The following is a 441-nucleotide window of genomic DNA, read 5'->3' on the forward strand; positions in this document are numbered from 1 at the left end:
GCATCGACCGCGTTCCCTTCTTAGCTTCGACAGACGCCGAAGAACCTCGAAAGCGCAAGGCTACGCATCGTGTGGGGGCGGGTCAATGTCTTGTCGGCGAATGCGATCACCTGTGGCGAGGGGGCTTGCCTGTGGCGAGGGAGCTTGCTCCCGTTCGGCTGCGCAGCAGTCGTAAGTTCCAGGGAATGCGGAGCGTTTGGTAATTTTAGGGCCGCTTCGCGCCCCAGCGGGAGCAAGCTCCCTCGCCACAGCAAGCGCCCTTCACCGCAAGACCCGGTCAGCCGCCGATGATTTTCATGATGGTCGCGCCACCGGAGAACGCCACTTCCTGCTTGTCCCCCAGAGCCTTCACCAGCAGTCGCTGCAAGGCCGGCAATGCCTGATGACGGGGTTTGTCCAGCAGATCGCCGACATAGTGGCGATTGCTCGACGACAGGCAGC

The 441-nt window shown here is 62.4% G+C and carries 1 pseudogene; it reads right to left on the reverse strand.

Going from position 1 to position 441, the window contains the following annotated elements:
- Positions 1-277 precede the first annotated feature (277 nt).
- A pseudogene (locus IB255_RS30530) lies at positions 278-441 on the reverse strand (radical SAM protein); the annotation flags it as partial.

It is taken from the genome of Pseudomonas sp. PDM22, from assembly GCF_014851965.1.
In the GTDB taxonomy this organism is placed as follows: domain Bacteria; phylum Pseudomonadota; class Gammaproteobacteria; order Pseudomonadales; family Pseudomonadaceae; genus Pseudomonas.